General features: G+C 68.8%; 24 protein-coding genes and 2 tRNA genes. 18 read left to right on the forward strand and 8 right to left on the reverse strand.

What is annotated here, in order from left to right:
• The 6 genes from E1J50_RS07570 to E1J50_RS07595 all read left to right on the forward strand — a co-directional run.
• The coding region (locus tag E1J50_RS07570) for a hypothetical protein (RefSeq protein ID WP_132252079.1) at positions 1-181 on the forward strand (181 nt) is incomplete at its 5' end.
• Positions 182-374: 193 nt separating this feature from the next.
• Entirely contained in the window at positions 375-1,598 is a 1,224-nt protein-coding gene (locus E1J50_RS07575; protein WP_132252081.1) for an acyl-CoA dehydrogenase, read from the forward strand.
• Positions 1,599-1,687: 89 nt separating this feature from the next.
• Positions 1,688-3,520, forward strand: coding sequence for a molecular chaperone HtpG (gene htpG / locus E1J50_RS07580; RefSeq protein WP_132252084.1), 1,833 nt, complete (start codon positions 1,688-1,690; stop codon positions 3,518-3,520).
• A gap of 143 nt (positions 3,521-3,663) precedes the next feature.
• Positions 3,664-3,753, forward strand: a tRNA-Ser gene (locus E1J50_RS07585).
• 227 nt (positions 3,754-3,980) lie between these two features.
• Positions 3,981-5,270: an MFS transporter gene (locus tag E1J50_RS07590; protein WP_132252087.1), complete on the forward strand. Its 1,290-nt coding sequence runs from the start codon at positions 3,981-3,983 to the stop codon at positions 5,268-5,270.
• 130 nt (positions 5,271-5,400) lie between these two features.
• The gene (locus E1J50_RS07595; RefSeq protein ID WP_132252089.1) at positions 5,401-5,586 is read left to right on the forward strand and encodes a hypothetical protein; all 186 of its coding nucleotides are present in this window, start codon (positions 5,401-5,403) and stop codon (positions 5,584-5,586) included.
• Between the two features lie 25 nt (positions 5,587-5,611).
• Here the strand turns inward: E1J50_RS07595 and E1J50_RS07600 are convergent, their stop codons facing one another.
• From E1J50_RS07600 to E1J50_RS07610, 3 genes are all read right to left on the reverse strand, one after another.
• Positions 5,612-5,839 carry a hypothetical protein gene (locus E1J50_RS07600; protein ID WP_132252092.1) on the reverse strand — a complete coding sequence of 76 codons (228 nt, stop codon included), beginning with the start codon at positions 5,837-5,839 and terminating at the stop codon, positions 5,612-5,614.
• 163 nt (positions 5,840-6,002) lie between these two features.
• Positions 6,003-6,551: a hypothetical protein gene (locus E1J50_RS07605; RefSeq protein WP_132252094.1), complete on the reverse strand. Its 549-nt coding sequence runs from the start codon at positions 6,549-6,551 to the stop codon at positions 6,003-6,005.
• Positions 6,552-6,562: 11 nt separating this feature from the next.
• Positions 6,563-7,228 (reverse strand): DUF2092 domain-containing protein, encoded by a 666-nt coding sequence (locus E1J50_RS07610; RefSeq protein WP_165937812.1) that lies wholly within the window; start codon positions 7,226-7,228, stop codon positions 6,563-6,565.
• Positions 7,229-7,824: 596 nt separating this feature from the next.
• Between E1J50_RS07610 and E1J50_RS07615 the strand changes: the two genes are divergently transcribed.
• The 4 genes from E1J50_RS07615 to E1J50_RS07630 all read left to right on the forward strand — a co-directional run bounded on the left by E1J50_RS07615 (position 7,825) and on the right by E1J50_RS07630 (position 14,104).
• Positions 7,825-9,183 (forward strand): TAXI family TRAP transporter solute-binding subunit, encoded by a 1,359-nt coding sequence (locus E1J50_RS07615; RefSeq protein WP_165937813.1) that lies wholly within the window; start codon positions 7,825-7,827, stop codon positions 9,181-9,183.
• 116 nt (positions 9,184-9,299) lie between these two features.
• Entirely contained in the window at positions 9,300-9,611 is a 312-nt protein-coding gene (locus E1J50_RS07620) for a hypothetical protein (protein WP_132252100.1), read from the forward strand.
• Between the two features lie 61 nt (positions 9,612-9,672).
• Complete coding sequence (locus E1J50_RS07625; RefSeq protein WP_132252102.1) at positions 9,673-10,893, forward strand: efflux RND transporter periplasmic adaptor subunit; 1,221 nt, start codon at positions 9,673-9,675, stop codon at positions 10,891-10,893.
• Between the two features lie 40 nt (positions 10,894-10,933).
• On the forward strand, positions 10,934-14,104 hold the full coding sequence (locus E1J50_RS07630; protein WP_132252104.1) for an efflux RND transporter permease subunit: 3,171 nt from the start codon (positions 10,934-10,936) through the stop codon (positions 14,102-14,104).
• 28 nt (positions 14,105-14,132) lie between these two features.
• On the opposite strand, the gene E1J50_RS07635 is transcribed toward E1J50_RS07630, so the two are convergent.
• The 3 genes from E1J50_RS07635 to E1J50_RS07645 form a co-directional block, all read right to left on the reverse strand.
• Positions 14,133-14,225, reverse strand: a tRNA-Sec gene (locus E1J50_RS07635).
• A gap of 86 nt (positions 14,226-14,311) precedes the next feature.
• Positions 14,312-15,211 (reverse strand): amino acid ABC transporter substrate-binding protein, encoded by a 900-nt coding sequence (locus E1J50_RS07640; protein ID WP_132252106.1) that lies wholly within the window; start codon positions 15,209-15,211, stop codon positions 14,312-14,314.
• A gap of 22 nt (positions 15,212-15,233) precedes the next feature.
• Positions 15,234-16,517: a dicarboxylate/amino acid:cation symporter gene (locus tag E1J50_RS07645; protein ID WP_132252108.1), complete on the reverse strand. Its 1,284-nt coding sequence runs from the start codon at positions 16,515-16,517 to the stop codon at positions 15,234-15,236.
• Between the two features lie 606 nt (positions 16,518-17,123).
• Between E1J50_RS07645 and E1J50_RS07650 the strand changes: the two genes are divergently transcribed.
• The 6 genes from E1J50_RS07650 (at position 17,124) to E1J50_RS07675 (ending at position 22,527) form a co-directional block, all read left to right on the forward strand.
• Complete coding sequence (locus tag E1J50_RS07650) at positions 17,124-18,767, forward strand: porin (RefSeq protein WP_132252110.1); 1,644 nt, start codon at positions 17,124-17,126, stop codon at positions 18,765-18,767.
• Positions 18,768-18,892: 125 nt separating this feature from the next.
• Complete coding sequence (locus E1J50_RS07655) at positions 18,893-19,804, forward strand: amino acid ABC transporter substrate-binding protein (protein ID WP_132252112.1); 912 nt, start codon at positions 18,893-18,895, stop codon at positions 19,802-19,804.
• A 27-nt stretch (positions 19,805-19,831) separates the two neighbouring features.
• On the forward strand, positions 19,832-20,554 hold the full coding sequence (locus tag E1J50_RS07660; RefSeq protein ID WP_132252115.1) for an amino acid ABC transporter permease: 723 nt from the start codon (positions 19,832-19,834) through the stop codon (positions 20,552-20,554).
• Positions 20,554-21,246 carry an amino acid ABC transporter permease gene (locus E1J50_RS07665; RefSeq protein ID WP_132252117.1) on the forward strand — a complete coding sequence of 231 codons (693 nt, stop codon included), beginning with the start codon at positions 20,554-20,556 and terminating at the stop codon, positions 21,244-21,246. The genes E1J50_RS07660 and E1J50_RS07665 overlap by 1 nt, the downstream gene beginning before the upstream one ends.
• A 143-nt stretch (positions 21,247-21,389) precedes the next feature.
• Positions 21,390-22,118, forward strand: a complete 729-nt coding sequence (locus E1J50_RS07670; RefSeq protein ID WP_132252189.1) for an amino acid ABC transporter ATP-binding protein — start codon at positions 21,390-21,392, stop codon at positions 22,116-22,118.
• A 148-nt stretch (positions 22,119-22,266) separates the two neighbouring features.
• Positions 22,267-22,527, forward strand: coding sequence for a hypothetical protein (locus E1J50_RS07675; RefSeq protein WP_132252119.1), 261 nt, complete (start codon positions 22,267-22,269; stop codon positions 22,525-22,527).
• A 78-nt stretch (positions 22,528-22,605) separates the two neighbouring features.
• Here the strand turns inward: E1J50_RS07675 and E1J50_RS07680 are convergent, their stop codons facing one another.
• Positions 22,606-22,971 (reverse strand): c-type cytochrome, encoded by a 366-nt coding sequence (locus E1J50_RS07680; RefSeq protein WP_132252192.1) that lies wholly within the window; start codon positions 22,969-22,971, stop codon positions 22,606-22,608.
• A 197-nt stretch (positions 22,972-23,168) separates the two neighbouring features.
• Between E1J50_RS07680 and E1J50_RS07685 the strand changes: the two genes are divergently transcribed.
• Positions 23,169-23,399, forward strand: coding sequence for a helix-turn-helix domain-containing protein (locus E1J50_RS07685; RefSeq protein ID WP_132252122.1), 231 nt, complete (start codon positions 23,169-23,171; stop codon positions 23,397-23,399).
• A gap of 23 nt (positions 23,400-23,422) precedes the next feature.
• Here E1J50_RS07685 and E1J50_RS07690 read toward each other — a convergent pair whose 3' ends face one another.
• A complete protein-coding gene (locus tag E1J50_RS07690) occupies positions 23,423-24,025 on the reverse strand; it encodes a PAS domain-containing protein (RefSeq protein ID WP_132252124.1) in 603 nt (200 codons plus the stop codon).
• 400 nt (positions 24,026-24,425) lie between these two features.
• Between E1J50_RS07690 and E1J50_RS07695 the strand changes: the two genes are divergently transcribed.
• Positions 24,426-25,064, forward strand: a complete 639-nt coding sequence (locus tag E1J50_RS07695) for a phosphatase PAP2 family protein (protein ID WP_132252127.1) — start codon at positions 24,426-24,428, stop codon at positions 25,062-25,064.
• Positions 25,065-25,073: the final 9 nt, after the last annotated feature.

The raw sequence follows: 25,073 nt of genomic DNA on the forward strand, positions 1-25,073 counted from the left end.
GGGGGCGGCGGAGGCGGGCCTCGAGACGCTGGCGACGCTGACGATGCCGGCTCTCGACCCGGTGATCGCGCCGATCGTCTACGCCGTGCCGATGCAGTTGATCGCCTATCACACGGCCGTATTCATGGGCAAAGACGTCGACCAGCCGCGGAACCTCGCCAAGTCCGTCACGGTGGAATAGGCCCGTCACGGGGGAATAGGTCCGTCACGGTCGAGTGAGCCGGTAGCGACGGATCTCCCGCGCTCGCGCGTCGCTCGGCCCTGGCACGATGCGGCTGCCGGGCTAAATCGTTCCGAGACGGCTCGCCCTCCGACGGCTGCGGTTTCCCGCCGCCGCGTCCGGAGGGCGATCTCTCCCGACGGAACGAGGCGAGATGACGAACGGGACTTCGAGAGATGCCGCGCACCCGGGTGCCGCGGTCGCCTCCTTCGTCTGGGAGGACCCCTTCCTGCTCGACGACCAGTTGACCGAGGACGAGCGCGCGATCCGCGAGACGGCACGCGCGTTCTCGCAGGACCAGCTCCTTCCCGGCATCGTCGCGGCCTACGCGGAGGAGCGCACCGACCGCTCCCTCTTCGCCCGCATGGGCGAGGTCGGGCTCCTCGGGCTGACGCTTCCGGAAACGTATGGCTGCGCGAATGCGAGCCATGTCGCCTACGGCCTCGTCGCTCGCGAGATCGAGCGCATCGATTCCGGCTATCGCTCGATGATGAGCGTGCAATCCTCCCTCGTGATGTACCCGATTTTCGCCTACGGCGACGAGGATCAGCGCAGGCGTCTCCTGCCGAAGCTCGCCAGCGGCGCGTGGGTCGGCTGTTTCGGTCTCACCGAGCCCGATGCGGGCTCCGACCCGGCCGGCATGTTCACCCGCGCGCGCGCCATCGACGGAGGCTACAGGCTGAGCGGGACCAAGAGCTGGATCTCGAACGCACCGATCGCGGATGTCTTCGTGGTCTGGGCGAAGTCGGATGCGCATGGCGGTGCGATCCGCGGCTTCGTGCTCGAGAGGGGCCAGCGCGGCCTCTCGACACCCAGGATCGAGGGCAAGCTCTCCCTGCGCGCCTCCGTCACGGGCGAGATCGTGATAGAGGACGTGGAGGTGCCGGATTCCGCTCTCCTGCCGAACGTCTCCGGCCTCAAGGGTCCGTTCGGCTGCCTGAACCGTGCGCGCTATGGAATCTCCTGGGGCGCGATGGGCGCGGCCGAGGATTGCTGGCACCGGGCGCGCGCCTACACCCTCGATCGGAAGCAGTTCGGGCGGCCGTTGGCCCAGACCCAACTCGTGCAGAAGAAGCTCGCCGACATGCAGACCGAGATCGCGCTCGGATTGCAGGCGTCCCTGCGGGTCGGGCGCCTGTTCGACGAGGGCCGCGCGACTCCGGAGATGATCAGCCTGATCAAGCGCAACAATTGCGGCAAGGCTCTCGACATTGCCCGGACCGCCCGCGACATGCACGGCGGCAACGGCATCATGGGCGCGTACCACGTGATGCGCCACGCCCAGAACCTCGAGACGGTCAACACCTACGAGGGGACACACGACGTCCACGCCCTGATTCTGGGCCGCGCGCAGACGGGGCTGCAAGCCTTCGGCTGAGACCGTGGCTCCGAGCCGCTAGAGCATTGAATTCGGCTCGATGCGACGGCATATCGGCCCCGGTTTTTTCGCGGAGCGGAGGCTACACCTTGAGCGAGACCGTGGAGCGGCACGAATTCGGTGCCGAGGTCGGGCGCCTGTTGGACCTCGTCGTCCACGCCCTGTATTCCGACCGGGAAATCTTCCTGCGCGAGCTCGTGGCGAACGCGGCGGACGCGATGGACCGGCGCCGTTTCGAGGCGCTGACCGCTGCGGGCCCGGCGCTTCCCCCCGACGCCAAGGTCCGGATCATCCCGGACAAGGCGGCGCGCACGCTGACGCTGTCGGATGCCGGCATCGGCATGTCGAAGGAGGATCTCGCCCAGAATCTCGGGACGATCGCCCGCTCCGGCACCCGGGCCTTTAGCCAGACGCTCGCCGAGGCGAAGCCGGACGAGCGCCCGAGCCTGATCGGCCAGTTCGGCGTCGGCTTCTACTCGGCCTTCATGGTGGCGGACCGCGTGACGGTGACCTCGCGACGTGCGGGCTCGGACGAGGCCTGGACCTGGGCCTCCGACGGCGGCGGCAGCTACACCCTGCAGCAGGCCGAGCGGCCGGATCCCGGCACCGACATCGTGCTGCACCTCAAGGAGGACGCCGACGAGTACCTGGAGCCCTATCGCCTCGACCATGTCGTGCGGAAATGGGCGGACTTCATCACCGTCCCGATCGCCATCGTGCAGGAGGGCCGCGAGGAGGCGGCGAACCAGGGCACCGCGCTCTGGCGCAAGCCGAAATCCGAGATCACGGAAGAGCAATACGCGGAGTTCTACCGCCAGGTCGGCATGAACTTCGACAAGCCCTGGGCCACCCTGCACTGGCGGGCCGAAGGAGCGCTCGAATTCTCGGCGCTGCTGTTCGTGCCCGGCATGAAGCCGTTCCAGGCGCTCGACAACGAGCGCGAGAGCAAGGTCCGCCTGCACGTGCGGCGCATGTTCATCACGGATGAGGCGGGGCTGCTGCCCTCCTGGCTGCGCTTCGTCCAGGGCGTGGTGGACACGGAGGACCTGCCCCTCAACGTCTCCCGCGAGATGCTGCAGGCGACGCCCGCGCTCGCCAAGATCCGCCGCGCGGTCACGGGACGGGTGCTGTCTGAACTCGCCACCCGCGCCAAGGAGGCGGATTCCTACGCTGCGTTCTGGGAGAATTTCGGCCCCGTCCTGAAGGAGGGCATCTACGAGGACCACGAGCGGCGCGGTGAGATCGCCCCGCTCCTCCGCTTCCGCTCCTCAGCCGTCGAGGGATGGACCTCCCTGCCGGACTACGTGGCACGGATGAAGGACGGGCAGGAGGCGATCTACTACCTCGTGGCCGACGATGTGGACGCGCTCAGGAAGTCGCCGCAGCTCGAGGGCTTCCGCGCCCGCGGCGTCGAGGTGCTCCTGCTCTCCGATCACGTGGATGCCTTCTGGCCGGAGGCCCTCGCCCGCTTCGAGGAGAAGCCCCTCCGGTCGGTCACGCAGGGCAGCGTCGATCTCTCGAAATTCGCGGCCGGAGAGGAGAGCGCGGAAGCGCCCGAGAGCCTCGACGCCCTCGTGGCAGCGATCAAGGGCGCGCTGAGCGGCGAGGTCTCGGATGTGCGCGTCACCGACCGGCTCGTCGACAGCGCCGTGGTGCTCTCCGCCTCGGGAGGTGGCCCCGACCTCCAGATGCAGCGCCTGCTGCGCCGGGCGGGGCGGGCGGCAGCGGGCCTGCCGATCCTGGAGATCAACCCGCGCCACCCGCTGATCCGCTCGCTCGCCGAGGGGCCGGAGGGCGACGTCGCGGATGCCGCCGGCACGCTCCTCGACCTCGCCCGCATCCAGGACGGCGACTCCCCCCGCGATCCCGTCGCTTTCGCCCGCACGGTCGCCGCGGCCCTGGCCTTGCCGAAGCCGGCCTAACAGCCGCCTTGGGGCCCGGTCGCACTGGCCGGGCTGCCCGCGACGGTCGTGGGGCGGGTGTCTGCGGCGTGATCGCGCGCGAACCGCTTGTCGGAGCGTGAGCACGTGTGCTAGGCACCGCCCGTCTCGTCGAGGCACCTCGCGGAGAGGTGGCAGAGCGGTTGAATGCACCGCACTCGAAATGCGGCATGCCTGCAAGGGCATCGGGGGTTCGAATCCCTCCCTCTCCGCCACTTCGCTCAAGTCGCTCCGAGACTTGAGCCACGGCACGCATCTCTCAGCTCGCCTCGATCGGTCCTCCGTCGGCCGGCAGGTCCGATCTGGATGTAACCCTCGTCAGCCCGTACGCAGCGCTCGTCTGCGTGGACGGTACTTCGCCGGCTTCGACTTCGCTGCTACCGGAACGCGGCCCGGCAGCGCGACGCCGCATGGTCGGGACCCGGCGAAGAGGTGAGCGTAGATGGACGAGACCGTATCCCGCAAAGTGCTCTGGCGGCTCGTTCCGTTCCTGATGCTCTGCTACTTCGCGGCCTTCCTCGACCGGGTGAATGTCGGCTTCGCGGCGCTGACGATGAACCGGGACCTCGGCCTCTCCGCCGCCGTCTACGGTCTCGGCGCCGGGATCTTCGTCCTCGGCTACTTCCTGTTCGAGGTGCCCAGCAACATCATCCTGGAGAAGGTCGGGGCGCGCCGCTGGATCGCGCGCATCATGATCACGTGGTCCCTCGTCTCGGGCTGCACCGCCTTCGTGGCGGGCGAGTGGTCGTTCTACCTCGTGCGCTTCCTGCTCGGGGTTGCCGAGGCGGGCTTCTTCCCCGGCATCATCTTCTACCTGACGAACTGGTTCCCGTCCGAGCAGCGCGGGAAGGTCGTCGGCACCTTCATGATGGCCATCCCGATCTCCTCCATCATCGGTTCGCCCCTCTCCGCCTGGATCATGGCCGCCACAGACGGATCGCACGGTCTCGCCGGCTGGCAGTGGCTCTACCTGATCGAGGCGGCTCCGAGCTTCCTTCTAGGCTTCGCCGTGCTCGCCTACCTGACCGATCGGCCCGAGGAGGCCCGCTGGCTCGCACCCGAGGAGCGCCGCTGGCTGAGCGAGCGGATCGCGCGCGACCGGCGGGAGAAGGTCGAGGTCCGGAAGATCAGCCTCGCGCAGGCCCTGGTTCATCCGCGCGTGCTCGGCCTCAGCCTCGTCTATTTCGGAATCAGCACCGGGCTCTACGGCATCGGCCTGTGGCTGCCGCAGATCGTCCGGGAGTTCGGGCTCAGCACGCTCCAGACCGGGTTCGTCACGGCCATCCCCTACGCGGTCTCGGCGGTGGGCATGGTCCTGTGGACGCGCCACTCCGACGCGAAGATGGAGCGCACGTGGCACGTCGCCCTTCCTGCGGTCGTCGGTGGTCTCGCCCTGGCGGCGGCGGGTTACGCGCCCTCGCCCGCCCTCTCCATGGCGGCGCTCAGCCTCGCGGCGCTCGGCGTCTTCTGCGCGATGCCGACCTTCTGGACGCTGCCCACCGCACTCCTGACCGGAAGCGCAGCCGCGGGCGGAATCGCCCTGATCAACTCGATCGGCGGCCTCGGCGGCTTCGTGGGTCCGTACATGATCGGCTGGATCAAGGACGCGACGGGCCAGTTCGGCCTCGCGCTGCTGGCGATCGCGGGCTTCATGGTCGCCGCGGGCCTGCTGACGCTCGTGGTCGGCTCGGTCCGCCCGGCACTCCGCGACAAGCCCTCGCCGGCCGAATGAGCGGGGTCCGCGACCGAGGCGCCCTCGCTCAGCGAGGCGGATCGGGAGGCGGTGCGCAAGCGGACCCACCGACACGAGGCTCGCGGAATCGGCCAATTCATCGGGAGGGCAAGGCCGAGAGGAGGGCGCGATGGACGAGGAGACGATCAAGAGGCTGTCCGACGCCGTCCACGAGGCCGCGAGCGCGCTGAACAGGGCGATGGCCTACGCGGTCCAGAGCGGGCTCCGCGTCGACATCGAGCCCGAGCCCTCACACCTGTCGGTCGGTTACAACCCGATCCCGATCCTCAGGGTCCACGTCTACCAGGAGCGGTAGCCGCGGACCGCGAGGCGGACGACACTCAGCGTCGATAGCCGCGCCGGTACACGACGGTTCTCGGCCCGCGATAACTGCGCCGCACCACGGTGCTCCGCGCGCCATGATAGCCGCGCCGGACTCCGACCGCCGCGTTTGGCCCGACGCAGCCGGCCCGCACCACGCCTCGGGCGCAGACGACGGCGCCCGCGTCCACGGGCACCATCCCGAGAAGGCCCACCGCGACGGCGAGAGCCGGCAGAAGCTGTTTCATCGCACAATCTCCACTTCGCTCGGTGGCGGTGAGGACCGGGGCGTCCCCGACCCCAACGGGACCGCACCCGCCCTCGTCAGGCGGGCGAGATCAAATCTGGCGCGAGCCCGCGATCGATGGCGCCGGGGCGCAAGCGTCCGCTGCCACCAGGCCCCCGGACGGCTCAGGGGGTCGCGAGCATGCGCAGGCAGGTTCCGGCCTTCTCCGCGGCGGGGCGCGCATCCGCCTCGCTGATCTTGCCGGCCTCCACGAGGGAGCGCGTCTGGGCCACGACGGTGTCGCGCAGCGTCTCCAGGCTCTTCATGTTGCGGATGGAGGCGTCGTAGATGATCCGGGAATCGGCCGGCAGGCCTGCCGCGCAATGGGCCGCGGCCGGGTTTCCGCCCCCCGCCTGTGCCATCTGCTTCGGCGCGGAAGCGCCGGTCGCCGTCACGGGCTCCGCCGGGGCAGCCGCGGCCGAAGGCGCTGCCGCGTTGGTCGCGGCGACGGCCGTACCGGCAAGGGCGGCGCCCGCCAGGGCCGAACCGGCGAGCGCGGCGCCCGGGGCACAACGCCAGCAGCGGGCGAAATACGCCTCGCGCGCCAGGGCCGGCCGTGCGACGCCGCCCACCGCGACGCCGCGCCACCCCCGCGCAACCCAGAATGCGTCGGCAGGCGCCGCGAACCCGGCGATGGTCGCGCCGGCGAGGATCGTAAGAACAAGCCGTCGCATCGCTGCCTCCCTCAAGGGTCGGGATTCGGGAAGGGCACGGATTGCGCCCCCTCGGTGTGGGCCGTCGAGAAGACGCGGTCCTCGATCGGCGGGTCGATGGCCCAGTCGGAGAAGGTGACCGTATTGCGCGGGCGGCCCGGCGCATTCGTATCCGTGACCCAAAGCTGGCGTGGCAGGCGATCCTGCACGCCGATCCAGATCTGGGCCTGGGCGTCCCGATCCGCGAAGGAGACGACATCGGTCTCGACACCCCCGACGAGGCGCGAGCGTCCCACCACGAAGGCCCGCGTCAGGCCCTGCGTCAGGGCTTGCGCCGGGTCCGTCACGATCATGTCCGCGAAGGCCTGCCCCTCGCCCGTCGCCGCTGCCTCCGCCTTCAGGGCTGCGTCGAGGCTCGCGGGAGCCGGCTCGGTCGCGACGGTGCGAAGGTCGGGGCGGAAGAGGGTCAGGCTGCGGCCATCGGCAACGAATTCGCGCGAGGGACCGTCGCCGTCCGTCACGACGCGAAGCCGGTCCGGCCGCAGCAACGCGACGCGGCTGCGCACCGTGTAGAAGATCGACTGGCCCTCGCCGTTGGGGACGTCGTGGACCGCGACCGCCGTGAAGCTCAGGCTTCGCGCCGCGGCGAGGGCGTCGCCGGCCGATCGCAGGAGCGCCACCGCAGCCGGCTCGACCATTTCTCCTGCGCCCGGCGGTGCTTGCGCCCCGGCGCGGCGCGCGGATGGCAGAAGCGTCAGGGTCGCCGCGAGCATGGCAAGACCCGCGGCCGCACGGGCAGACCGGAGCCCGTTCGAGTTCGGGGGCCCTCTCATCGTTCCCTCCCGACCATCCTGCCCGCGCCGTCACGGCCCGGCGCGGTGGATCCGCGGCGTCTCACCGGGCCCGCGACCATCACCCGGCACAGGGAGGGGTCGCAGGGACGTACCTCCGGCAGGCTTGTCCGCCGGCCCCGCACTGCTTGCGCCGTGTGATCGACTTGGCGTCGCAAGCGCAGTGCAGCCGGAGGCCGCAAGCTTTCATCGGCTCTTCCCGGCATTCGGGAAGAGCTTGTCTGAAACGGAACGAAGATTATGCCCCCGATTATCTCCAGTCCATGCCGAAAACCGTACAAACGTTGCCAAGCAGACACCCCGATGACAACATCTCTTTTATCGGCTTAATCAAGGAATATCGCAGATTTGGTGCAAACTGTACATTGCACAGACTTCGCATCGCGCGCGGCCAGTTCCTCCGTGCTCCGCCGGGGACTCCCCGCCGACCGGGAGGACGGGCCTTGATCGTCCGAGCGCTCGCAGCATCGCTCGCCCTCGTCGGCTGCGCGGTCGCGATCCTGTACGTGGCGCAGCCGCACGCCGATCTGCGGATCGCGGTCGGTCCGGCGGGCGGCACGATGCAGCGCCTCGTCGCGGCCGTCGCCGCGGCGAACGCGAAGCTGCATCCGCGCGTGCGCCTCGTGCTGGTCGAGGCCGACACGCTGGAGGCCGCCGCCCGCGACCTCGAGGAGGGACGCGTCGATCTCGCGGTGATCCGAAGCGACCTGCGGCCGCCGAGCAACGCCCAGACCGTCGCGATTCTGCGCCGCGACGTGGTCGCCGTGCTGCTCCCGCGCCACAGCGGCATCGAGCATCTCGGGCAGCTCGCCGGACATTCCGTCGTGCTGCCGGCCGGCCCCGCCGCGGTGGACAATGCAGGCCTCCTCGACAAGCTGCTCGGCTACTTCGACGTGCCGCCTGGGAGCGTCTCGCGGATGGTCCTGCCGGCCGACGAGGTCGGGCGCGCCGTGCAGGCGCGGAAGGCAGCCGCGATCCTGGCCGTCGGGCCGATCGGGCCGGGCGCCGTCGTCGACGCCGTCTCGGCTCTCGCGCGCGCGGAGAAATCGGCGCCGAAGCTTCTCGCCATCGGCGAGGCCGAGGCCATCGTGAAGCGGCTCCCGGGCTACGAGCAGATCGACATTCCGGCCGGGGCGTTCCGCGGGAGGCCGGAGGTTCCGGACGACACCGTGACGGGCATCGCGGTGACCTACCGGCTCGCGGCGTCCCGCGCGATGCTCGACATTCTCGCGGCGGCCGTCGCGCGGACGGTCCTGACCATGAAGCCGATGCTTCTCGAAGCGACGCCGCTGGCAAGCCAGATCGAGGCGCCGGACACCGACGAGAAGGATCCCTTCCTGCCGATCCATCCGGGCGTCGCCGCCTATCTCAGCAGCGGGGACCAGAGCTTCTTCGACACTTCGCAGAATTATCTGTACGTCGCCGGCATCCTCGTCAGCGTCGCGGGCTCGACGCTGGCGATCCTCGCGGACCGGCGGCGGCGACGTCAATCCGACCGGGACCGCAAGGTGCTGCTGCACCTCGTCGGGATCGCCGAGCGCGCGCGCGACGCCGATGCCGCCAGCCTCGCGCGCCTCGACGGCGAGTTGCACGGGCTCCTCGCGGCCGCTCTGACCCGGCAGGCCGAGGGCCGCTCCGGACCGGATCAATGGGGTGTCGTCGCGGCTGCGGCCGCCCATGCCCGCCACGTCATCGCCGGCCGACAGGCGTGTCTCTCCGGCTCGGCGGGTGCCCTCTCCGGGCCGAGTCTCGACGGATCCGAGACGTGGGTACGCAACCCCACAAGTCACAGTCCGAGCTGATGGCACTTATTGCCTGGACTAATCAAAGATGGCATGGTCAATATTCGCAATCTGATCATAATTGTACTCGGGCGCACCAGATTTCGCGATCGTGATCCGTACAGGAGCGCACGCACATGGTGGTCGTCGGCCTTGCCCTCCTCGCCGCCACCGTCGCACGTCCGGCGGCCGACCAGGTTCCGGAGTTCGACGTTCGGCCGAGTTGCCACGCGGCGACCTCGCTCATGACCCTCGATCCGAAGCGCGAGAAGCGCTGCCTCGACGACGAAGCGACGGCCCGCAGCGAGGTCGCGAGACAATGGGCGAGTTTCCCGGGCGTCGAGCGGCAGCGATGCGCGGCGGAGGCGCAGCTGAACGGAATGCCGAGTTACGTCGACCTCCTCGAGTGCCTCACCCTCGCCCGTGAGGCGAAGGCGGGCGCGAACTGACCGGGGGCGCCCGGCCGAGGCGCCGCAAACCGGTCGCACCGCTGCCTGGGCGGAGCCTTCCATGCCGAACGAAAGCCGCCCGTCATTCTCCGTTCCGGATCATCCTGGCCTGACGCGCCGCCCCTGGCGGTCCCTGCCCGCCGCGATCCTGATCCTGCTCGGCGCCTGCAACGAGCGGAACCAGTACATCGCACCGCCGCCGCCCACCGTGTCCGTGTCCCAGCCGGTCGAGCGGCCGATCACGCGATATCTGGAGATGACCGGCAACACGCAGGCCTTCGCGTCGGTCGATCTGGAGGCGCGCGTTCAGGGATTTCTGGACTCGATCACCTACAAGGACGGGGCGGACGTGACGAAGGGCACGACGCTCTTCGGCATCCAGCGCGACACCTACGAGGCGCAACTCAAGCAGGCGCAGGGCAGTCTCGCTTCCCTCGATGCGGCACGCTCCAACGCCCAGTCCGAATATCAACGCCAAGCCACGCTCGGCAAACAGGAATTCGCTTCGCAGGCGCATGTCGAGGACACCAAGACGAAGCTCGACCAGGCCACGGCCTCGGTGACGGAGGGGCAGGCGAACCTCGATCTCGCCCGGATCAACCTCGGCTACACTCAGGTCCAGGCGCCCTTCGACGGCATCGTGACGAACCACCTCGTCGATGTCGGCGGCCTCGTCGGGGTCGGCGGACCGACGAAACTCGCCACGATCGTGCGGGTCGATCCGCTCTACGTGTACTTCAACGTGAGCGAGCAGCAGGTGCTGCAGGTCAAGGCAAGTCTCACGAAGCAGGGCCGGACCCTCGGCGATATTGCGAAGATCCCGGTCGAGATCGGGCTTCAGAACGAGGCGGGCTATCCCCATGCGGGGCACCTCGACTACGTGGCGCCCCAGATCGATCCCGGTACCGGCACCCTGCTCGCCCGCGGCCTGTTCGAGAACGGCGGGCACGCCCTGATGCCGGGGCTGTTCGTCCGCGTGCGCGTGCCGGTGCAGCATCAGGAGAAGGGCCTCCTCGTGCGCGACGATGCCATCGGCACCAGCCAGCAGGGCAGCTACGTCCTCGTCGTCAGGTCCGACGACGTCGTGATCCAGCGCCCGATCACGACGGGCCAGCTCGAGGGGCGCTACCGCGTGGTCGAGGCCGGGCTCTCGGCCGGAGAATGGGTGATCACCGACGGGCTCCAGCGCGCCGTGCCCGGCTCGAAGGTCGTTGCGCAGAAGGTGGTGCAGGAAGCGGTGGCCGATGCGCGGCCATCCGCCCCGGCTCCGGCCCAGCGCTGAGGCGTCTTCCCTCCGCGCTCCGGAAAGGCCCGAGCCGACCATGATCTCGCGCTTCTTCATCGAGCGGCCCGTCCTCGCCAACGTGCTCGCCCTCGTCATGGTGCTGATCGGGGCGGTCGCGCTCTGGAACCTGCCCGTGGCGCAATACCCAAACGTCGTCCCGCCGACCGTCCAGGTCACGACGCGCTACCCGGGCGCCAGCGCGCGCACCGTCGTCGACACGGTGGCGCTACCGGTCGAGCAGCAGGTCAACGGCGTCGAGGGCATGCTCTACATGCAGTCGACCAGCGCGAGCGACGGCACCTACACGCTGACCGTCACGTTCGCGATCGGCACGAACGCCGATCAAGCCCAGGTTCTCGTGCAGAACCGTGTCGCCATCGCGATGCCCTCGCTGCCTCAGGCCGTGCAGGTCCAGGGCGTCACCACGCAGAAGAAGTCGACGGCGATCCTGCAATTCGTCACCCTGTCCTCGCCGGACGGACGCTTCGACAGCCTGTTCCTGGCCAATTACGCCGTGATCAACCTGCAGAGCGAGCTGGCGCGTCTGCCGGGCGTCGGGACCGTGTCGGTCTTCGGCGCCGGGCAATATGCCATGCGGATCTGGCTCGACCCCGATCTCGTGCAGTCCCGCGGGCTCACGCCGAGCGACGTGATCAGCATCGTCCAGCAGCAGAGCCAAGAGGTCACGGCCGGGGCGGTCGGGATGCCGCCCGCGCCCAGGGGTCAGGACTTCCAGTACACGCTCAACGTGAAGGGCCGGCTCGACGAGGCGGCCGATTTCGAGAACATCATCCTCAAGGCCGATGCGCAGGACGGCGGACGGATCACGCGGCTCCGCGATGTGGGCCGGGTGGAGCTCGGCGCGCAGAGCTACAGCCAGTCCTTCACGCTGAACGGGCGGCCGGCCGCTGGAATTGGGATCTACCAGCTGCCGGAAGCGAACGCGATCGCCGTCGCGAGCGAGGTCCGCGCCCGGATGGACACGCTCGCCAGGGCCTTTCCGCCGGGCCTCGTCCACACCATCCCCTTCGACACCACGACCTTCGTCGAGGCCTCGATCCGCGAGGTCTACCTGACCCTGTTCGAGGCCGGGATCCTCGTCCTCATCGTGATCATGGTCTTCGTTCAGGATTGGCGGGCGATGCTCGTGCCGGCGACGACCGTCCCGGTGACGATCATCGGCGCCTTCGCGGCGATGGCCGCCCTCGGTTTCACGGTCAACCTCTCGACCTTGTTCGCCATCGTCCTGGCGATCGGCATCGTCGTCGACGACGCGATCGTCATCGTGGAAGGCGTCGCCCGCCACATCGAGCGGGGCCTGTCGCCGCGCGAGGCGGCGGAGACCGCGATGGGCGAGCTGTTCGGGCCGATCATCGGGATCACCCTTGTCCTGATGTCGGTCTTCATCCCGGCCGCCTTCCTGCCAGGCCTGACCGGCCAGCTCTACAAGCAATTCGCCCTCGTGATCGCGGCCACCGCCCTCATCAGCGCGATCAACGCCCTCACCCTGAAGCCGACGCAATGCGCCCTCTGGCTGCGCGAGCCGGTGCCGCCGGAGCGCCGCAACGTCTTCTACCGGGCCTTCAACCGGGTCTACGGCCTCGCGGAAGACGCCTATGCCCGGCTGGTCGCCCGGATGGTCCGGCACAGCCTCGCCCTCGTGATCGTCGCGCTCGCGCTCTCGGGCCTGGCGGGCTGGGCGCTGACCCGCCTGCCGACCGCCTTCCTGCCCGTCGAGGATCAGGGATACGTCCTGATCGGGGCGCAGTTGCCGGACGGCGCCTCGAAGGAGCGCACGGACGCGGTGATGCAGCGTCTGAGCAGCCTCGCGCGGGAGGTGCCGGGCATCGATCAGGTGCTCACGATCAGTGGGATCTCGGTCCTCGATTCGAACGCGAGCCTGCCCAATGCCGGGGTCGCCTACGTCGTGCTGAAGCCCTGGGACGAGCGCGCGGGGATGCCGGGCCAGGACCTGCGCAGCCTCTACGGTCGCTTGAACCGGATGCTCGACGGGGTCGAGGAGGCGGCCACCTTCGTGCTGGTGCCGCCGCCGATCCAGGGCATCGGCAATGCCAGCGGCTTCACGATGCAGGTGGAATTGCGCAACGGCAGCTTCGACTACACCCTCCTGGAGGGGCTGACCCGGACCATCGTCGCGAACGGCAGCGCGCAATCCGCCCTGCAGAGGCTCAACACCTCCTTCCGCGCCGGCGTGCCGCAGATCGCCGTGTCCGTCGACCGGATCAAGGCCGAGGCGCTCGGGGTCACCGTGGGGCAGGTGTTCTCGACCCTGTCCGGCTATGTCGGCTCGGCCTACGTGACGCAGTTCAACAAGTTCGGCCGCACCTTCCAGGTCTACGTGCAGGCCGCCTCGGAATACCGGCTCCGCCCGGAGGACATCGCCAACCTTTACGTCAAGGCCGGCAACGGCACGATGGTGCCGCTCGGAACCCTGGTCACCGTGAGGACGGTGCAGGGACCCTCGCTGATCAGCCTCTACAATCTCTACCCGACGGCCACGATCGTCGGCGGCCCGGCGGCGGGCTACAGTTCCGGCGAGGCGATCGGGCTGATGGAGGAGATCGCCGGGACGGTGCTGCCGCCGGGCACCGGCTACGACTGGACGGCGATGTCCTATCAGGAGAAGGCCGTCGGCGCGCAGGTCTACCTCGTCTTCGCCCTGGCGCTCGTGCTCGTCTACTTCGTCCTTGCGGGACAGTACGAGAGCTGGATCCTGCCGCTCGCGGTGCTGCTCGCCGTGCCGCTGGCGCTGCTCGGCACGGTCGGCGCGCTGGCCGCGCTCGGAGCGGCCAACAACCTCTACACGCAGATCGGGCTCGTTCTGCTCATCGCCCTCGCCAGCAAGAACGCGATCCTCATCGTCGAGTACGCCCGCGAGAAGCGGGGGGAGGACATGGAGATCGTGGCGGCCGCCGTCGAGGCCGCGCGGCTCCGGTTCCGGCCGATCCTGATGACCTCCTTCGCCTTCATCCTCGGCGTGCTGCCCCTCGTCACGGCGAGCGGCGCGGGCGCGGCGGCGCGCAAGTCGATCGGCATCGCGGTCTTCAGCGGCATGCTCGCCTCGACCTGCCTCGCCGTCTTGTTCGTGCCGCCCCTCTACGTGGTTCTGCAACGCGTCGAGGAGTGGCGGGCGCGGCGAAGCACGCCGGCGCGCACCGCGCTGCCGCCGCTGTCCGGCCCGCTCTGAGGAGTTCGGCCAGGGGCCGGCGCGGCCCTGGCGGAGGCGGATGGGAATCGAACCCACCATACGCTGTTGGCGTATCGCTGGTTTTGAAGACCAGGAGGGCCACCAGACCCCGTTCGCCTCCGCACGAGGTGGTAGCAGCCCGCCGGAGGCGGGACAATCGCACCCGCGGCGGCCCCGGCGGCCTCAGCCTGGCAGCGGCTCCGCCGCTCAGTCCTGCAGGCCCATCGTCAGGAACCCCGTCCGGAGTTCCTCCGACATCGGGATATCGAGCCGCTCGCCGTTCGGCAGCCGCTTGAGGAACCACTTGTCGTAGATCCAGCGCAGTTCGCGCGAGGCGGCGAGGCGGCGGAACGTGTCGCCGACGAGGGCGGCGAGGTCCGGATCGTCCCGGCGGAACATGACGGCGTAGGGCTCGAAGGAGAGCTTCTCCGGCAGCACGGTGTAGGCCGCGCCCTCGCGTCCCTCCCCCGCCTTCAGGCCGTAGAGCAGCACCTCGTCGGTGGCGAAGGCGTCGGCGCGCCCGTCCTTGAGCAGCGCGAAGGATTCCGCGTGATCCCCGGCCGTGAGGATCTCAGCCGCGATGCCGGACTTGGCGAGCATCGCGCGGAGCGGGGCCTCGTTGGTCGTGCCCGCCGTGACCACGACCTTGCGGCCGCCGAGGTCCCGGTACGACCGCAGGCCGGATTCGCGCCTGACGAGGAGCTTCGTCGCGCTGACGAACAGGATCGGCGAGAAGGCGACGCTCTTGCGCCGCTCCGCGTTCGTCGTCGTAGAGCCGCATTCGAGATCGACCATGCCCGAGGTCACGGCTGGGATGCGGCCCTCCGCGGTGACCGGCTCGTAGCGGATGCGCAGGCCCTCCCGCCCGGTCGCCCGGCCGATATCGTCGACGATTTCCTGGCAGAGGTCGATCGAATAGCCGATCGGGCGCCCGCCCTTCTCGACGAAGGAGAACGGGACCGAGCTCGACCGGTACCCGATCACGACCTCGCCGGTCTCCGCGGCCTTCCGCAACGTGCCCGTCAGCACCTCGATGGCGCGCGCGGGGGCGGCGCCGAGGCAGAGGGCCAGCGCGCAGGCGACCCTGGTCGCGAAGGAAGCGAACATCGCGCGTCTCCGCGGGTTCGGCCTACTCGGCCGGCGAGGGCAGCGGGCTGACGTCCCGGTCGAGCCGCTGGTCGGTCCCGGCGAGTTGCCCCTCCCATTTTGCGACGGCGACCGTCGCGACGCTGTTGCCGAGCACGTTCGTCGCCGACCGCCCCATGTCGAGAAACTGGTCGATGCCGATGATGAGCAGGAGCCCGGCCTCGGGAATGTTGAACTGCGACAGCGTCGCCGAGATCACGACGAGGGAGGCGCGGGGCACGCCGGCCATGCCCTTCGAGGTCACCATCAGGAGACCGAGCATCGTGATCTGCTGGCCCCAGGTGAGCGGGATGCCGTAGGCCTGCGCGATGAACATCACCGCGAAGGTGCAGTACATCATCGAGCCGTCGAGGTTGAACGAGTAGCCCATCGGCAGGACGAAGGACGTGATCCGGTTCGGCACCCCGAACTGCTCGAGGTTGTTCAGCGTCTTCGGGTAGGCGGCCTCGCTCGAGGCCGTCGAGAAGGCGAGGATGAAGGGCTCCCGGATCAGCCCGAGCAGCCGCGAGATGCCGCCCGAGCCGACGAGGAGAAAGCCGGCGAGGAGCAGCAGGCACCAGAGCACGGACAAGCTCAGGTAGAACTCGACCAGGAACTTGCCGTAGGTGACGAGGACGCCAATGCCCTGCGTGGTGATCGTCGCCGCGATTGCGGCGAAGACGGCGACGGGGGCGAACATCATCACGTAGCCCGTCACCTTGAGCATCACGTCGGCCAGCGCCTCGACGCCCTGGGCCAGGAATCTTCCCTTCTCCCCGAGGGCCGCGAGCGCGACGCCGAAGAAGATCGAGAAGACCACGATCTGCAGGATCTCGTTGTTCGCCATCGCCTCGACGGCGCTCTTCGGCACCAGATGGGTCACGAAGTCCTTCAGGGAGAGCGAGGCGGTCTTGAGCCCCGTTCCCGCGCCGGTATCGGGCAGCGGCAAGTTCAGGTTGTGACCGGGCTGCATGATGTTGACGAGGAGGAGGCCCAGCGCCAGCGAGCAGAACGAGGCGCCGACGAACCAGATCAGCGCCTTTCCGCCGACGCGCCCCACCGAGGCCGTGTCACCCATATGCGCGATGCCGACGACGAGCGTCGAGAAGACCAGCGGAGCGATGATCATCTTGATCAATCGCAGAAAGACGTCGCTGATCAGAGAAATGTAGCCGGAGATCTCCTTCGCCGTCTGGGGATCGGGCCAAGTGATGCTGCAGGCGTATCCGACGCCGATCCCCAGAACCATGCCGATGAAGATCATCGTCGTCAGGCGGTTGCCGCTCACGGGCGTCTCCTCGGCACCTTCGGCATCTCGGCCGCATCATCGGTTCTGAGCAGGAAGCGTGCCGCGCGCAAGCTCAGCAAGGACCCCGGCCCGGGCGGGACTGGACGCAAAGGGCCGCGCTGTCACGAAAGACCGCCTCCTTCGCACCCTCAACTCACGAAGCCGCGACTGCGATTGCCGCCGATGCTTGCCGGAACTCGGCCGGCGGCGCAGCAGGCGACGGCCTTCACGCACCTCGCCAGCGAAACGGCCTGCCCCTGGGTTCCGCGCCCTCGAGCGAAGATGCAGAAAGGCAACACAGGTCGGCGAGCTGCGTTCGACCGCGGCCGAATCGCGGGAATGCTCTTGTCGTAGGCGGATCTTATCTGTCGAATTGCTTTCACGCCATGAACTGATCTTGTGCTTACAACGCAAACAACCCGCACAAGAAACATGCAACCGCGGTTTGACGGGCGCCCAAAGGTTCGGGTGGCCCGGCACAAACCGCGAGACGCCGCCTCGCCCCTCACCTGAGATCGCGCGGGGCTGCCGATGACGGGACGATGATCGATCGGGCTCAAGGCCGGATCGGATCGCATGGGCCAGAATGTCGAGTTGGGGGTGTGGATGATCAGGATCAGATCGGCCTTGCTGTGCACGGCGGCCGGCATCGTGGGAACGGGAACGGCGCAGGCCGCGGATTTGCCCCTCAAGAAGGCGGTTCCGGTCGAGTACGTGCGCGTCTGCGGCGCCTACGGTGCCGGCTTCTTCTATATTCCGGGCACCGATACCTGCCTGCGGGTCTCGGGACGAGCGCGTTTCGAGGCCGGCACCATCCCCAACCCGAACCGGGCGCAGAGCCAGGGCGACGAGTATCAGTCCCGCGGACTGCTGCGCCTCAACCTCGATGCGCGCACCCAGACGGGCTACGGCACGCTGCGCGCCTTCGTCCGCGCCGAGATCGCGAGCCGCACCGGCACGCTGCTCGCCTCGGGCACGCAGCAGCGCATCGCCAACGCCTTCCCGGCCTTCGGCCAGGACACGTTCGGCCGCGTCCAGAACTTCGTCGTCGCCGACAAGGCCTTCGTGCAAATCGCCGGCCTGACCGCCGGCCGCGCCTCGTCGTTCTTCGATTTCTATGCCCACGATTACGAGTTGATCGGCTCGACCGGCGGGTCCGACATCGCCTCCACGAACCTTCTCGCCTACACGGCTAAGATCGGCGAGGGCCTGAGCCTGACCCTGTCGATGGAAGACCCGATGTTCCGCAAGCAGCCGGTCTACGCGGCCTCCGTGGCGACGGCCGCCGCGGGCGCCGGGCTCGCCTCGCAATTCGTCGTCGGCACGACGGCGCCGACGCCGGTGATCCTCACGACGGATGGCGGCTTCAACGCCACCGGCGTCACCTTCCTCGACGCCGTGCAGCGCGCGCGCATGCCCGATTTCGTGGCCGCGCTCCGCTACGACGCCTCGTGGGGCTCCGCCCAGCTCTCGGGCGCGGTCAAGGACGTCAATGTCGGCGGCTTCATCGCGAACTCGGCGTTCGGCACCGGCGGGGTCGCCATCTCGAACGCGGCGGCCGGCGCGCTCCTCGCCGCGCGGGGCGTCCGATCGGGCGCGCAGACCGATTACGGCTGGGCGGTGCAGGGCGGCATCAAGGTCAACCTGCCGATGATCGCGCAGGGCGACGGCTTCTACCTACAGGGCGCCTACGCCGAGGGCGGCATCCTCTACACCGGCTACACCTACCTGACCGGCAGCTACCTCAGCAACCTCACACCCGTCCAGGGCGCCTCGTTTCAGCAATACGTCTCGGACGCGGTGATCAACCCGATCACCGGCAAGCTCGAACTCTCGACGAGCTTCACGGTGGTCGGCTCCTTCCTGCATTACTGGTCGCCCGAATGGCGGTCGGCCTTCTTCGGCAGCTATGGGGAGGTCAATTACAAGCGGGGCACGCGCGAGGCCTTCAGCCTGCTCAACGGCCTGATCGGAGGCGCGACGCCGGCGAACGCCTTCACCAACCCGGCCGCCTTCGCCTTGAGCCCGGTGCTGCGCAACAACGCGCAGATCATCGCGGGCGTGAGCCTGATCTGGTCGCCGGTGAAGGACCTCGATATCGGCATCGAGGGCACGTATATCGGCACGTCCGTCATCGGCGGTCGCGTCGCCGACCAGACCCGCCCCATCACGGTGAACGGCCTGCCGGCCTTCACGGTGAGCCGCTACGACGCCACCCAGATCCGCATGCGCGTCCAGCGCGATTTCTGACCCGTTGCCGGCACCGGCTCGCCCGTGCCGGGGCGCGTGCGTACCGGCACGCCGCTTGCCCCGGCCGCACCCGCAAGCCTAACCTTGCCGCAGACGATCGCGTCAGCCCCCAGGAAGGATCCCGCATGGGCCTGAGAGACAGCCTACTCCCCGCCGCTCTCGCCGCCGCGCTCGCCGTCGCGCCGGCTGCCGCGCAGGAGCTGACCGGTACGCTCAAGAAGGTGAAGGAGTCCGGCGCCATCACCATCGGCCATCGCGACTCGTCGGTGCCCTTCTCCTATCTCGACGGGAGCCAGAAGCCGGTGGGCTACGCGACCGAGATCTGCCTGAAGATCGCCGACGCCGTGAAGGCGAACCTCAAGCTCGACAAGCTGGAGGTGAAGCTCGTGCCCGTCACCTCCGCGACCCGCATTCCCCTGATCGCCAACGGCACGATCGATCTCGAATGCGGCTCGACCACCAACAACGCCGACCGCCAGAAGCAGGCGGGCTTCACCAACACCCACTTCCTCACGGCGACGCGCTATGTGGCGAAGCGGGAGAAGAAGCTCGACACGATCGCGGACCTCAAGGGGCGCACCGTCGTCTCGACCTCCGGCACCACGAACATCCGCCAGATCAACGAGGCGAACGCCGCCCGCTCGATGGGGCTGACCATCCTGCCGGCCAAGGACCACGCCGAGGCCTTCCTGATGGTCGAGACCGGTCGGGCCGACGCCTTCGTGATGGACGACGTGCTGCTCGCCTCCCTCGTCGCCGGCTCGAAGACGCCCGACGCCTACGCGATCTCGAGCGAGGCCCTCTCGAAGCCCGAGCCCTACGGCATCATGCTGCGCAAGGACGATGCGCCGTTCAAGGCCGTGGCCGACGCGGCGACGGCCGCCCTCTACAAGAGCCCGGAGGGCAAGGCCCTCTACGAGAAGTGGTTCACACAGCCGATCCCGCCGCGCGGCATCAACCTGAAGCTGCCGATGAGCGAGGCGATGCAGAAGACCTTCGCGAATCCGAGCGACAGCCCGGACCCGGCTTCCTACTGATCCGGCCGTGACGGGGGGCGGCCGGACATGAACTACACGTGGAATTGGGGGATCTTCTTCGAGCCCTCCCCCGAAGGCACCGGCACCTATGCCGACATGCTCCTGTCGGGCCTTCTCTGGACCATCCTGACGGCGCTCGCCTCCTGGGCGATCGCCTTCTGCCTCGGCTCAATCGTCGGCGTCATGCGCACCCTGCCCTCCAAGGCGGCGCGAGGCTTCGGCACGGCCTACGTCGAGCTGTTCCGCAACGTGCCGCTCCTCGTGCAGATGTTCCTCTGGTACTTCGTCCTGCCCGAGCTGCTGCTCCCGGCCGCGGGCGCGTGGATCAAGCAGCTGCCGAACGCGCCGTTCTACACGGCGGTGATCTGCCTCGGGTTCTTCACGGCCGCGCGCGTCGCCGAGCAGGTGCGGGCCGGCATCGAGGCCCTGCCGCGCGGCCAGCGCCTCGCCGGCACCGCGATGGGCTTCACGGTGGCGCAGACCTACCGCTACGTGCTGCTTCCGAACGCCTACCGGATCATCCTGCCGCCGATGACCTCGGAATTCCTCAACAACCTAAAGAACACGTCGGTGGCGCTCACGATCGGGCTCCTCGAACTGACCGCGCGTGCCCGCTCGATGCAGGAATTCTCGTTCCAGGTCTTCGAGGCCTTCACCGCGGCGACCCTGCTCTACGTCTTGATCAACGTGGTGGTGATCGTGGCCGCGACGTTCCTCGAGCGTAGCCTGACCATCCCGGGGCAGCGCTGATGTTCGCCAACCTCGACTTCGGCGTCATCGTCTCCTCCCTGCCCTACCTGTTCGGGCAGGGCATGGTCTTCACGGTGACGCTGACCGCGCTTGCCGCTTCGATGGGCGTGGTGCTCGGCACGCTGCTCGCGATCCTGCGGCTGTCCGGCGTGCCGGGCGTCTCGCATCTCGCCAAGGGCTATGTCGAGCTGATGCGCTCGCTGCCGCTCGTGCTGGTCATCTTCTGGTTCTACTTCCTCGTCCCCTATATCGGGGCGTGGGTCGTGCGCTCGCCGACGCCGATCCAGGTCGGCGCCTTCGCCTCCGCGCTCGTCACCTTCACGCTGTTCGAGGCGGCCTTCTTCGCCGAGATCATGCGGGCCGGGATTCAGTCGATCCCGAAAGGGCAGACGGCGGCGGCGTTGGCGCTGGGCATGACGCGCGCGCAGGTGATGCGCACGGTGGTGCTGCCGCAGGCCTTCCGCAACATGCTGCCGCTCCTGCTGACGCAGACGATCATCCTGTTCCAGGACACCTCGCTCGTCTACGTGCTCTCGCTGACCGACTTCCTCGGCGCCGCCTCGAAGGTCGCCCAGCGCGACGGGCGCCTCGTCGAGATGTACCTGTTCGCCGCCGTGGTCTACTTCCTGATCTGCTTCACGGCCTCGTCCCTGGTCCGCCGGCTCCACAGCCGCGTCGCGATCATCCGCTGAGCCGACAGGAGGCCGCCGTGACATCCACACCGATCCCGGGACCGGACGCTCCGACGCCCGCCGGGCGCGAGGCGACGCTTCCCGACGACGGGCTGCAGCAGGGCCCGCTGATCCCGCCGCGCACCGCGACCACGGGCGAGCCGATGATCGCGATCAACGCCGTGAGCAAGTGGTATGGATCGTTTCAGGTGCTCACCGACTGCACGACGACGGTGTCGAAGGGCGAGGTGGTGGTCGTCTGCGGACCTTCGGGATCGGGCAAATCGACCCTGATCAAGTGCGTTAACGCCCTCGAACCCTTTCAGGAAGGCCAGATCACCGTCGACGGGACCAAGGTGAAGGACAGGGCGACGAACCTGCCGAAGCTGCGCTCACGCGTCGGCATGGTCTTCCAGCATTTCGAGCTGTTCCCCCATCTCTCGATTACGGACAACCTGACCCTCGCCCAGCGCAAGGTTCTCGGCCGCAGCCCCGCGGACGCCGAGAAGCGCGGGCTCGACCTGCTCGCCCGGGTCGGCCTCTCCGACCATGCGAAGAAATACCCCGGCCAGCTCTCCGGCGGGCAGCAGCAGCGCGTCGCGATCGCCCGCGCCCTCGCCATGGACCCGGTCGTGATGCTGTTCGACGAGCCGACCTCGGCCCTCGACCCGGAGATGGTCGGCGAGGTGCTCGACGTCATGGTCGAGCTCGCCCGCGACGGCATGACGATGATGGTCGTGACCCACGAGATGGGCTTCGCCCGCAAGGTGGCCGACCGGGTGATCTTCATGGATCGCGGCGAGATCGTCGAGGACGCGACGAAGAGCGACTTCTTCGGCCAACCCCGCTCCCCTCGCGCGCAGCACTTCCTCTCGAAGATCCTCTCGCACTGAGCATCGGGCGCGTCTGCCGGGCACCGGTTCCGCGCGCTCGTGGAAAGATGCTTCCCCGAGCATCCGGACAATTCGAGCGATCCCGGTAGCGACCCTCGAACCGCGCGGCCCGCAGCATGCCGGGACCTCACCTGCTTCGAGCGGATTCATGGCGACAACGACAGCAAGACCGGCCCCCGACGACGTCGCGCCGCACCTCGCGGACGCGCGGATCATCCTGCGGAACGGGCCCGACGCGTATCGCTGCCGGGCCGTCATCATCAACCGTCACCGGGCCCTGATCGAGACGAGCCTGACAGCGCAATTGCCCGCCTGGTTCAGCCTCGCCATCGCACCGGATTTCACGCCGAGGCCCTGCGCCGTGACATGGCGCGGCCAGCGGATCGTGAAGGTCGCCCTGTTCGAGTAAGCAGATCCCCGGCGGCACCCGCCACGTCCCATGCGGCTCGGGCCGCAGCGCTCGTGGCGGGCCTGCGACCCCGCAGCCCTACTTCTTCGTGGCGAGATAGGCGATCACATCGTTGATCTTCTTGTCGTCGGGATAGCCCGCGAAGACCATCTTCGTGCCCGGAACCTTGGTCTTCGGGTTCTTCAGCCACTCGTGCAGGTTCGCCTGATCCCAGGTGATGCCCGAGTTCTTCAGGGCGGGCGAGTAGGTGTAGCCCTCCGCGCTCGCGGCCTTGCGCCCGACGACGCCGGTCAGGTTCGGCCCGACGCCGTTCTTGTCGAAGGCATGGCAGGCCTTGCAGGGCGCGAAAGCCTTCTCGCCGGCCGCCGCATCGCCGGCATCCTGCGCGGAGGCGGCGGCGGGAAGGAGAAGGGCGAGTGCGGCGCTGAAGATCACGGAGCGCATGATGGTTCCTCTCATGCAGGGATCGGGCGCCTGTAGCTAAGGTCTGCACTCCTGGCGCAAATGGCGGTCACAGCCGGATCACGCTTTTGTGAACATTGGGCGGGGATTAAATCGCGCTGCAACTTGGTGCTGCTCGGCACTGCACCTAGATCCTCCGGTCGTGCCGTCCGAGGCGGATGGAGAATGAGGCCGTGCGCGTGCCGTCGCACAGAGTCAGCGCCTTCCTGGAGCGCTCGGGCTGGACGCAGGCCAGGCTCGCCTGGGAGCTCGGCGTCAACCAGCCCCGCATCTCCCGCTTCATCAAGGGGCTGAAGAAGCCCAATCCCGAACTCGACGAGGCGCTGAACCAATTCTTCAGCAGCCATCCGACAGCACGCGCCGTCGCGCCGGGACGGGACGACGCGGGAGCCGGGAAACAGCGCGCCTGAGCGGACCCACCGATCTCGGCGCTTCAGTTCAGTCGGTTGCCGTGTCCGCACCCGATCCTCCGGGCGATCGCGCGGCCCAGCTCCCACATCAGCAGATCGACCAGTTGCCGCAGGATCGGGGTGCCGTCCTCGTCGATGGCGCGGCGCGCGGCAAGGGCGTGCGAGGCGGCGCGATCGAGGGGGCTCGACGAAGCCGCCTGCGGGTCCTCGAGTCGACCGTCGCGTAGGACACGGGCGGTGACGTCGATCAGGATTCCGTGCCCGTGTGCCGGCATTGCGGCCTCGCGCGCATAGATGCGCCCATGATCGAGGACCCAGCGAATCCCTTCGGCCGTGTGCACACGGTAGGTCAAGATGACGGGGCCGCCCTCAGCCTCGGCCTTCTCGACGTGCCGGAGCACGTCGGCGCGATCCTCGGAATGGATGCGGGCGATCACCGTCTCCAGCGAAAGCGTGGTCTGCGCCAGGGCCGGATCGCCGGTCAGCATCTCGGCAGCTCCCCTGTCCAGGACATGGTCGCCACGCGCCCCGCTCCAGACCCAGGTGCCGACGACGCTGGCGCCGCGCGCGAGGGTCAGAGGATCGTCGGAGTGCTCCGTCGCGTGATCGCGTGTTCGATGCAGCACGCTTGGTCTCCTCCCGGCAAGCTCGGACTAGCAAGCATCGGGATGAGATACAACTTGCGACGAGTATAGCTCCTGCCCAAAACGTGCACAGCACGCGCGCCACCTGACGGAGGACAATCAATTATTGCGGCGACGCTTGTTGCCGCGCTCGCCACGGCATCGCACGGGATCGCGCCTGACGACACTCTCTTGCCGGCACCGACCGCAGCGTCAGCCCGCAGGATTCCGGGCGGCCCACGGCTGCAAGCCGCACGGATCTGCCATCCCCGGCCCCCTGATGCCGATATGGTGCAAGGCCATCCTCCCCCTTCGTCCCGACCTCGGACAGGCACGGCGAACGCCCTCGCGGAAACGTTTCCGCCCGCTCCGAACGCCGAGGCTTGGCCATGCGTTACCGGCCATGATGCGCAAGGAGCCCGGTTGCGATGCCCCGATCGACCACCCGTTTCCCCTGGAGGAGGCCGACATCGCCCTGGCCCTGCGGCTTGCTCAGGCCAAGGACACCGACTTCGTCCGCGGTCTCGGCACCGTCAGCGAGATCGGGAGCCAGCAGGCGCTGCTGGCTCTCGTCGGGCTGCTCTTCGCCTACGGTCAGTTCGGCCGGGACCCGGCGGCTACGCGAACAGCCGGCCGCCTGCTCGGCGCCCACCTCGCGGCGAGCCTGATCAAGTCGACCGTGAAGCGCCTCGTTCATCGGACGCGGCCGAACGTCCTGATCGAGGACGGGATCTACGCGCGCGGCTGGTCGGGACCCAACGAGGGCCCGTGGCAATCCTTCCCGTCCGGCCACGTCGCCGTCAGCGTGGCCATGGCCCGGGCGCTCGCCCGCGCGCACCCCTCATGGCGGGGGCGAGCCTATGCAGGAGCGGGCTTCGTCCTGGCACTTCAGGTGCTGCGCGGTGCGCATTACCCGGCCGACGTGGCGGCCGGCGCCCTCGTGGGCCTGTTGGCGGAGGCGGCGAGCGAGCGCGGCCTGTGCGCGGCCGAAAATCGGCGGCGTTCGGCTGCCCGCGGACGGTCGGACCGGGCCGGGCGCTGACCGGCGCTC

The sequence above is a fragment of the Methylobacterium segetis genome, from assembly GCF_004348265.1.
In the GTDB taxonomy this organism is placed as follows: domain Bacteria; phylum Pseudomonadota; class Alphaproteobacteria; order Rhizobiales; family Beijerinckiaceae; genus Methylobacterium; species Methylobacterium segetis.

Bases quoted from the DNA above. Each gene is read 5' to 3' on its own strand.
- E1J50_RS07575 (WP_132252081.1), top strand. From the start codon at position 375: ATGACGAACGGGACTTCGAGAGATGCCGCGCACCCGGGTGCCGCGGTC.
- E1J50_RS07590 (WP_132252087.1), top strand. From the start codon at position 3,981: ATGGACGAGACCGTATCCCGCAAAGTGCTCTGGCGGCTCGTTCCGTTC.
- E1J50_RS07595 (WP_132252089.1), top strand. From the start codon at position 5,401: ATGGACGAGGAGACGATCAAGAGGCTGTCCGACGCCGTCCACGAGGCC.
- E1J50_RS07600 (WP_132252092.1), bottom strand. From the start codon at position 5,839: ATGAAACAGCTTCTGCCGGCTCTCGCCGTCGCGGTGGGCCTTCTCGGG.
- E1J50_RS07605 (WP_132252094.1), bottom strand. From the start codon at position 6,551: ATGCGACGGCTTGTTCTTACGATCCTCGCCGGCGCGACCATCGCCGGG.
- E1J50_RS07610 (WP_165937812.1), bottom strand. From the start codon at position 7,228: ATGGTCGAGCCGGCTGCGGTGGCGCTCCTGCGATCGGCCGGCGACGCC.
- E1J50_RS07620 (WP_132252100.1), top strand. From the start codon at position 9,300: ATGGTGGTCGTCGGCCTTGCCCTCCTCGCCGCCACCGTCGCACGTCCG.
- E1J50_RS07625 (WP_132252102.1), top strand. From the start codon at position 9,673: ATGCCGAACGAAAGCCGCCCGTCATTCTCCGTTCCGGATCATCCTGGC.
- E1J50_RS07630 (WP_132252104.1), top strand. From the start codon at position 10,934: ATGATCTCGCGCTTCTTCATCGAGCGGCCCGTCCTCGCCAACGTGCTC.
- E1J50_RS07640 (WP_132252106.1), bottom strand. From the start codon at position 15,211: ATGTTCGCTTCCTTCGCGACCAGGGTCGCCTGCGCGCTGGCCCTCTGC.
- E1J50_RS07650 (WP_132252110.1), top strand. From the start codon at position 17,124: ATGATCAGGATCAGATCGGCCTTGCTGTGCACGGCGGCCGGCATCGTG.
- E1J50_RS07655 (WP_132252112.1), top strand. From the start codon at position 18,893: ATGGGCCTGAGAGACAGCCTACTCCCCGCCGCTCTCGCCGCCGCGCTC.
- E1J50_RS07660 (WP_132252115.1), top strand. From the start codon at position 19,832: ATGAACTACACGTGGAATTGGGGGATCTTCTTCGAGCCCTCCCCCGAA.
- E1J50_RS07665 (WP_132252117.1), top strand. From the start codon at position 20,554: ATGTTCGCCAACCTCGACTTCGGCGTCATCGTCTCCTCCCTGCCCTAC.
- E1J50_RS07670 (WP_132252189.1), top strand. From the start codon at position 21,390: ATGATCGCGATCAACGCCGTGAGCAAGTGGTATGGATCGTTTCAGGTG.
- E1J50_RS07675 (WP_132252119.1), top strand. From the start codon at position 22,267: ATGGCGACAACGACAGCAAGACCGGCCCCCGACGACGTCGCGCCGCAC.
- E1J50_RS07680 (WP_132252192.1), bottom strand. From the start codon at position 22,971: ATGCGCTCCGTGATCTTCAGCGCCGCACTCGCCCTTCTCCTTCCCGCC.
- E1J50_RS07695 (WP_132252127.1), top strand. From the start codon at position 24,426: ATGATGCGCAAGGAGCCCGGTTGCGATGCCCCGATCGACCACCCGTTT.